Source organism: Brevundimonas denitrificans, from assembly GCF_030160755.1.
GTDB lineage: Bacteria > Pseudomonadota > Alphaproteobacteria > Caulobacterales > Caulobacteraceae > Brevundimonas > Brevundimonas denitrificans.
The window spans coordinates 1-5,623 of sequence record NZ_BSOY01000101.1; the positions used below are offsets into that span (position 1 = coordinate 1).

The following is a 5,623-nucleotide window of genomic DNA, read 5'->3' on the forward strand; positions in this document are numbered from 1 at the left end:
CTCGGCGGCGGCCCGGGGCTCCACCTGGACCGTGACCATCGGCGGCCAGCCCGTCGCCGTCGAAGGCGTCGCCATCGACCGTCAGGATGACGGCGAGCCGGCCCTCGTCGCCCGCATGGCCGGGGCGACCCGCGCTGTCTGGCTGACCGATCCGCTGGCGGGCGACCGTTTCGCGGCCGTCACCGCGCTCGCGCCGGGCAAGGGATTCGCCGATCGCCGCCGGACCGTCGATCTGGCCCTGCTGCCGACCGCCCACGGTCTGGCGGTCGAGACCCTGGCCAGCGACCTCGCCATCCAGGCCGAGGGCGACCTGGTCACCCTCAGCCGACCCGGCGGCCTGATCCTGTCGCCGCCCTCCGCCGCCCTCGACGCCGCCTCGGCGGAAGACGGCGCGCCGCGGCGGGCGAAACATCCGGGCCTGATCCTGGCCGAGTGGGCCGAGCCCGGCCACGACGGCTTCTCCGCCCGCTATCGCCAGCTGCAGGATGCCGCGGCCCGCGAGTCGATGGCCGCCGGAGACGATCCCCGCGCCCCGGCCGAGGCCCGCTTCGCCCTGGCCCGGTTCCTCGTCGGCTCCGGCCTCGGCTATGAGGCCGTCGGAGTGCTGAACAGCATCGTCGCCCAGGCCCCCAACATGGCCGGGGAACCGGAATTGCGCGGTCTGCGCGGCGCCGCCCGCGCCTCCATCGGCCGCATGGATGAGGCCCAGGGCGACTTCGCCTCCGCCGCCGTCGCCTCCGACCCCGCCTCGGCGGTCTGGCGCGGCTATATCGCCTCGACCCAGGGCGACTGGGAGTCGGCCCGGCAGGCCTTCGCCGCCGGCGCTTCGGCCGTTGACGAATTTCCCGCCCCCTGGCGCGCGCGCTTCGGCGCCGCCCACGCCATGGCGGCGCTGGAGACCGGCGACCTCGACGCCGCCCGCGCCCTGCTGGCCTACAGCTTCAGCCAGGACGCTCCCGCTGCGGACCAGCTGACCGCCCGTCTGGTGCAGGCCAGACTGTTCGAGCTGGACGGCCAGTCCGATCGGGCGCTGGCGGTCTACACCGCCATCGGCCGCGCGCCGCTGGACGCTGTTTCGGTGCCGGCCAAACTGGGCGTCGTCCGCCTGTCGCTGGCCAAGGGGACGATGAAGGCCGATGCGGCGGCGAGAGAGCTCGAAGGTCTGCGCTGGCGCTGGCGCGGCGACGCCACCGAACTGGCCGTCATCCGCCAGCTGGGCCAGCTCTATCTGTCGCAGGGCCTGTATCGCGAGGCCCTGACCGCCCTGAAGGGGGCCGGACCCAATCTGAACCGCCTCGAAGGCGCGGCCGAAATCCAGGCTGACCTGGGCGCCGCCTTCCGCATGCTGTTCCTCGAGGGCGGCGCCGACGGCCTCCAGCCCGTGCAGGCGCTCGGCCTGTTCTACGACTTCCGCGAACTGACTCCCATCGGCGCCGACGGCGACGAGATGGTGCGCCGCCTGTCCCGCCGTCTGGTCGATGTCGATCTGCTCGACCAGGCCGCCGAACTGCTCAAATACCAGGTCGAGAACCGGCTTGACGGCGTGGCCAAGGCCCAGGTCGCGACGGATCTCGCCGCCATCTATCTGATGGACCGCCAGCCCGAGCCGGCCCTGCAGGCCATCTGGAACTCGCGCACGACCATCCTGCCCAGCGCCCTGAACACCGAGCGCCGCGCGCTGGAGGCCCGCGCCCTGATGGACCTGGGCCGCTTCGACCATGCGCTGGAGGTGCTGGGCGCTGACGCCTCGCCCGAGGCTCGCGCGGTCCGCGCCGAAGTGTTCTGGAAACAGCGGAACTGGGGCCCGGCCGCCGTCCTCTACGAGGGGCTGCTGGGCGACCGCTTCCGCAATCCCGCGGCCCTGACGCTCGCCGAGGAGGCCCGGCTGATCCGCGCCGGGGTCGGCTATTCCCTGGGCGAGGACAGCGCGGCCCTGACCCGGCTGTCGCGCAACTACCGGCCGTTCGTAGCCGGGGCACGGGCGAAGACCGCCCTGGCGATCGCCCTGGACGACGGCGTGGGCGGCGGCGCGTCTCCGGGCGATTTCGCGGGCCTCGCCGCCTCGGCCGACACCTTCGCCGGCTGGGTCGCGGCGATGAAGGCCGAGCTCAGGACGAAAACGGGCGGGAACCGACCCGCGGCGCCCGCCCGTCCTGCGTAAGGCATCCCCCCGAAAGGGGAACAGATCTTACTTGTTCACCGCATCCTTGAGCGGCTTCGACACGCGGAAGCGCACGGCCTTCGAGGCGGCGATCTTGATGGTCGCGCCGGTGGCCGGGTTGCGGCCTTCACGGGCGGCGCGGGCGGCGGTGTCGAACACGCCGAGGTTCGAGATGCGCACGTCGCCGCCGCCGATCAGCGACTTGTGGATGTTCTTGACGAGGGCGTCGAGCATCCGGCCGGCGTCAGCCTGGCTGACGCCGGCGTCCTTGGCGACGGAGGCGATGAGTTCTGCTTGGGTGGTCATGTGGGTCGTTTCCCGATGAAAGCTCGCCCCGATTCAGGGGCGATGACGGACGGATTGACGCCGCTTTTTCTTCCCTTGGCAAGCGACTTCGCCGCTGTAACCCCCACGGGGTGGGGATTTATCCGGTACCGGACGCTCGCTGGAAGCTCTCGACCAGGCTTCCGGCGACCAGTCTCCAGCCATCCACGAGCACGAAAAAGATCAGCTTGAACGGCAGGGAAATCACCACCGGAGGGAGCATCATCATGCCCATGGACATGAGCACGCTGGCGACCACCAGATCGATCACAAGGAACGGAACGAAAAGGAGAAATCCGATTTCGAAGGCCCGCTTCAACTCGCTGATCATGAAGGCCGGCGTGACCACCCTCAGGGGCAGGTCCGCGGCGGCCGTGGGGGCCTCCAGATTGGACAGCCGCACGAACAGCGCCAGGTCGTCCCGGTCCACCTGTCCCAGCATGAAAGTCTTCACAGGTTCCGACGCCGCATCGAAGGCCTGGGGCAGCTCCATCTGCTGGTCCAGCAGGGGTCGGATGCCCGAATCATAGGCGTCCTGCCAGGTCGGGGCCATGACGATGGCGCTCAGGAACAGGGCCAGGGACACGAGCACGGCGTTCGGCGGCGACTGCTGCATGCCCAGCGCCGTGCGCAGCAGGGACAGCACGACGATGATGCGGACGAAGCTGGTGGTCATGATCACGATCGACGGCGCCAGCGACAGGACGGTCATCAGACCGACCAGCTGCACCACCCGTTCGGTCAGGCCGGAGCCTGTGCCGAGATCGACATTGATGGCCGCGCCGGGTCCGCCCGCCGCCGCCACGTCCTGGGCCAGGGCCGCCAGCGGCCAGAGCAGGCAGAAGCCGGTGGTGATCAGCGACAGGATCGCCGCGCGCTTCAGCTCCGCGCGGCTGGGCATGACGAAGACGCCCTTCAGGGTCACTTGGCCGCCTCCGGCCCGCGCGGTTCGATCAGTTCGCGGCCCTCGCCGAGAATCAGCAGCCGCTCCTCATCGTCGATCCTGACCAGAACCAGCCGTCGCGCGGGGTCCAGGACCAGGGTCTCGATCACCGTCATCCGGCGTTCGCCGCGCTCGGCGCTGATCCGGGCCAGCAACTGCGGCAGGTATCGCCGCGAGGCCCATGCAGCGAAGCCGATGATGCCCAGGGTGATGGCGAGGGCGAAGATCGCCCGGGCGAGGTCGAGGAAATTCATGCGGCAGACTTCGCCCGACATGGTTAACGCCGCATTGAGATAACCCCCCGTTAACCATGCAGGCGGCAGTTTCTGCCCATCTCGGAAGGGCGATCCGCGCCCCTCGCGACGGGATTGGGAGTCGCCCGTGGGCTTCGCCGACCTGCCACTGCTCAGCCAGATCAAGGGCCGCCTGTCCTGGCTGGACGAGCGCCAGCGCGTCATCGCCCAGAACGTCGCCAATTCCGACACGCCCGGCTACGTCAGTCGCGACCTGAACCAGCCGACCGATTTCGCCCGCGCGCTGGCCGAGGGCGGCGGCGGGGTCCGCATGGTCCGCACCAGCGCCATGCACATCGCCCCGGCCGGCGCCACGGCCCGGTTTGAAAGCCGGGCGGCGCCTGATTCGGAAACTACCCTCGACGGCAATTCGGTCGTCGTCGAGGAACAGATGCTCAAGATGGCCGAGAGCCGCATGGCCTATGACGCGGCGATCGGCTTCTACCAGAAGTCCATGCAGATGCTGCGCATGGCCGCCCGCCCGCCCGGCCGCTGATCGAGGAATAGCCGATGCCCGACCCGATCCCGCCCCGCAACTCGGCCATGGCCGTGGCCGCCAGCGCCCTGCAGGCCCAGCAGTCGCGCATGCGGATCATCGCCGAGAACATCGCCAACGCCCAATCGACCGCCCCGGTCGCCGGCGGCCAGCCCTATCGCCGCCAGATCCCCGTCTTCCAGGCGCGCGAGATCAACGGGGTCACGGGCGTCGCCCTGGCGGAGGTCCGCGTCGATCAGGGCGACTTCCGCTCCGAATACGATCCCAGCCATCCGGCGGCCAACGCCGAGGGCTATGTGCTGCGGCCCAATGTCGACACCCTCGTCGAGGCCATGGACATGCGCGAGGCCCAGCGCGCCTATGAGGCCAACCTCAATATCATCGAGACCGCGCGGGCCATGGACGCCCGCACCCTCGACCTGCTGAAGAAATAGGGACTGATCGATGAACCCCTTGGCCGCAGCGCGCGCCTATTCGGCGATCCAGGGCACGGAGATGCCGGCGTCGCCCGCCGGCGGCGTGGGACAGTCCGGCTTCGCCGACATGCTGAGCAGCGTCATGGGCGACATGACCGCCAGTTCGCGCGCCGCCGAAACCCAGATGGCGTCGGCCGTCCAGGGCCAGGGCAGTCTGATCGACGTGGTCACCGCCGTCTCCTCGGCCGAGGCCTCGCTGGAGACGGTCATGGCCGTCCGCGATCAGGTGATCCAGGCCTATCAGGAGATCATGCGGATGCCGATCTGACGGCGCTCAGCCGGTCGGCGCCCGCCCGCGCAGCCACTGCGACAGCACCCATTTCTCGCCGGACGTCGGCGGCAGGCCTGCATGGCGCGTGCGCCGGTCGACGGACCCGTCGGGCAGGGTGTTGGCCCACAGCAGGGCGTCGCCCTTGCGGCCGCGATGCCTCAGGCCGCCGGCCTCGAAGGCCGTCTCCCCGCCCTCGAAATCGTCATTCAGAAACACCAGACAGGTGGCGATCCTCTGGCCCCGCGCGGCGAGGTCGGCGGCGTAGCCGGGCAGGGCGGGGTCCAGCCAGTCGACGTGCCAGTCGAAGGTCTGGCCGACCGCATAGTGCAGCACCTGCGTCCACTCGAGTCCGGGCACCGGCAGCCCCGCCGCCCGCGCGATCCGCTCGCGCACCATGGCCAGAACCACGTCCATCTGCTCCAGGGTGAACTGCGCCGCGGCGTTGGTCCGCACGCTCTCGCGCCGGCCCTCGCCGGTCGCGGGATCATAGACCAGCGCCGGCTCCGTCACGGCCTCGGACCGGTCCTTCAACCAGTCGCAGACCGCATCGGGCAGGAAGCCTTCAATGGCGAAGATGGCCGGGCCGTCGACCACCGGCCGCGGCGCCGGCGCGGTCAGCCAGGCGGCGAGGTCGATGCGCGCGGCGGCCGGGTCCGCCG

8 protein-coding genes are annotated in these 5,623 nt (G+C 70.5%); 4 read left to right on the plus strand and 4 right to left on the minus strand.

The window, feature by feature from the left end:
- The coding region (locus QQJ79_RS14475) for a hypothetical protein (RefSeq protein ID WP_284223624.1) at positions 1-2,161 on the plus strand (2,161 nt) is incomplete at its 5' end.
- Positions 2,162-2,188: 27 nt separating this feature from the next.
- On the opposite strand, the gene QQJ79_RS14480 is transcribed toward QQJ79_RS14475, so the two are convergent.
- From QQJ79_RS14480 to QQJ79_RS14490, 3 genes are all read right to left on the minus strand, one after another.
- Positions 2,189-2,467, minus strand: a complete 279-nt coding sequence (locus QQJ79_RS14480; protein ID WP_284223625.1) for an HU family DNA-binding protein — start codon at positions 2,465-2,467, stop codon at positions 2,189-2,191.
- A gap of 118 nt (positions 2,468-2,585) precedes the next feature.
- Complete coding sequence (fliP, locus tag QQJ79_RS14485) at positions 2,586-3,386, minus strand: flagellar type III secretion system pore protein FliP (RefSeq protein WP_284223630.1); 801 nt, start codon at positions 3,384-3,386, stop codon at positions 2,586-2,588.
- A 20-nt stretch (positions 3,387-3,406) separates the two neighbouring features.
- Entirely contained in the window at positions 3,407-3,682 is a 276-nt protein-coding gene (locus QQJ79_RS14490; protein WP_284223631.1) for a flagellar biosynthetic protein FliO, read from the minus strand.
- 127 nt (positions 3,683-3,809) lie between these two features.
- Between QQJ79_RS14490 and flgB the strand changes: the two genes are divergently transcribed.
- From flgB to fliE, 3 genes are read left to right on the plus strand one after another with little or no spacing between them, the layout of a single operon-like run.
- The gene (flgB, locus tag QQJ79_RS14495; protein WP_284223626.1) at positions 3,810-4,217 is read left to right on the plus strand and encodes a flagellar basal body rod protein FlgB; all 408 of its coding nucleotides are present in this window, start codon (positions 3,810-3,812) and stop codon (positions 4,215-4,217) included.
- Between the two features lie 14 nt (positions 4,218-4,231).
- A complete protein-coding gene (flgC, locus tag QQJ79_RS14500; RefSeq protein WP_284223627.1) occupies positions 4,232-4,651 on the plus strand; it encodes a flagellar basal body rod protein FlgC in 420 nt (139 codons plus the stop codon).
- Positions 4,652-4,661: 10 nt separating this feature from the next.
- Complete coding sequence (gene fliE / locus QQJ79_RS14505; RefSeq protein WP_284223628.1) at positions 4,662-4,961, plus strand: flagellar hook-basal body complex protein FliE; 300 nt, start codon at positions 4,662-4,664, stop codon at positions 4,959-4,961.
- Positions 4,962-4,967: 6 nt separating this feature from the next.
- On the opposite strand, the gene QQJ79_RS14510 is transcribed toward fliE, so the two are convergent.
- The coding region (locus QQJ79_RS14510) for a prolyl hydroxylase family protein (protein WP_284223629.1) at positions 4,968-5,623 on the minus strand (656 nt) is incomplete at its 5' end.

Bases quoted from the DNA above. Each gene is read 5' to 3' on its own strand.
- QQJ79_RS14480 (WP_284223625.1), bottom strand. From the start codon at position 2,467: ATGACCACCCAAGCAGAACTCATCGCCTCCGTCGCCAAGGACGCCGGC.
- fliP (WP_284223630.1), bottom strand. From the start codon at position 3,386: ATGCCCAGCCGCGCGGAGCTGAAGCGCGCGGCGATCCTGTCGCTGATC.
- QQJ79_RS14490 (WP_284223631.1), bottom strand. From the start codon at position 3,682: ATGAATTTCCTCGACCTCGCCCGGGCGATCTTCGCCCTCGCCATCACC.
- flgC (WP_284223627.1), top strand. From the start codon at position 4,232: ATGCCCGACCCGATCCCGCCCCGCAACTCGGCCATGGCCGTGGCCGCC.
- fliE (WP_284223628.1), top strand. From the start codon at position 4,662: ATGAACCCCTTGGCCGCAGCGCGCGCCTATTCGGCGATCCAGGGCACG.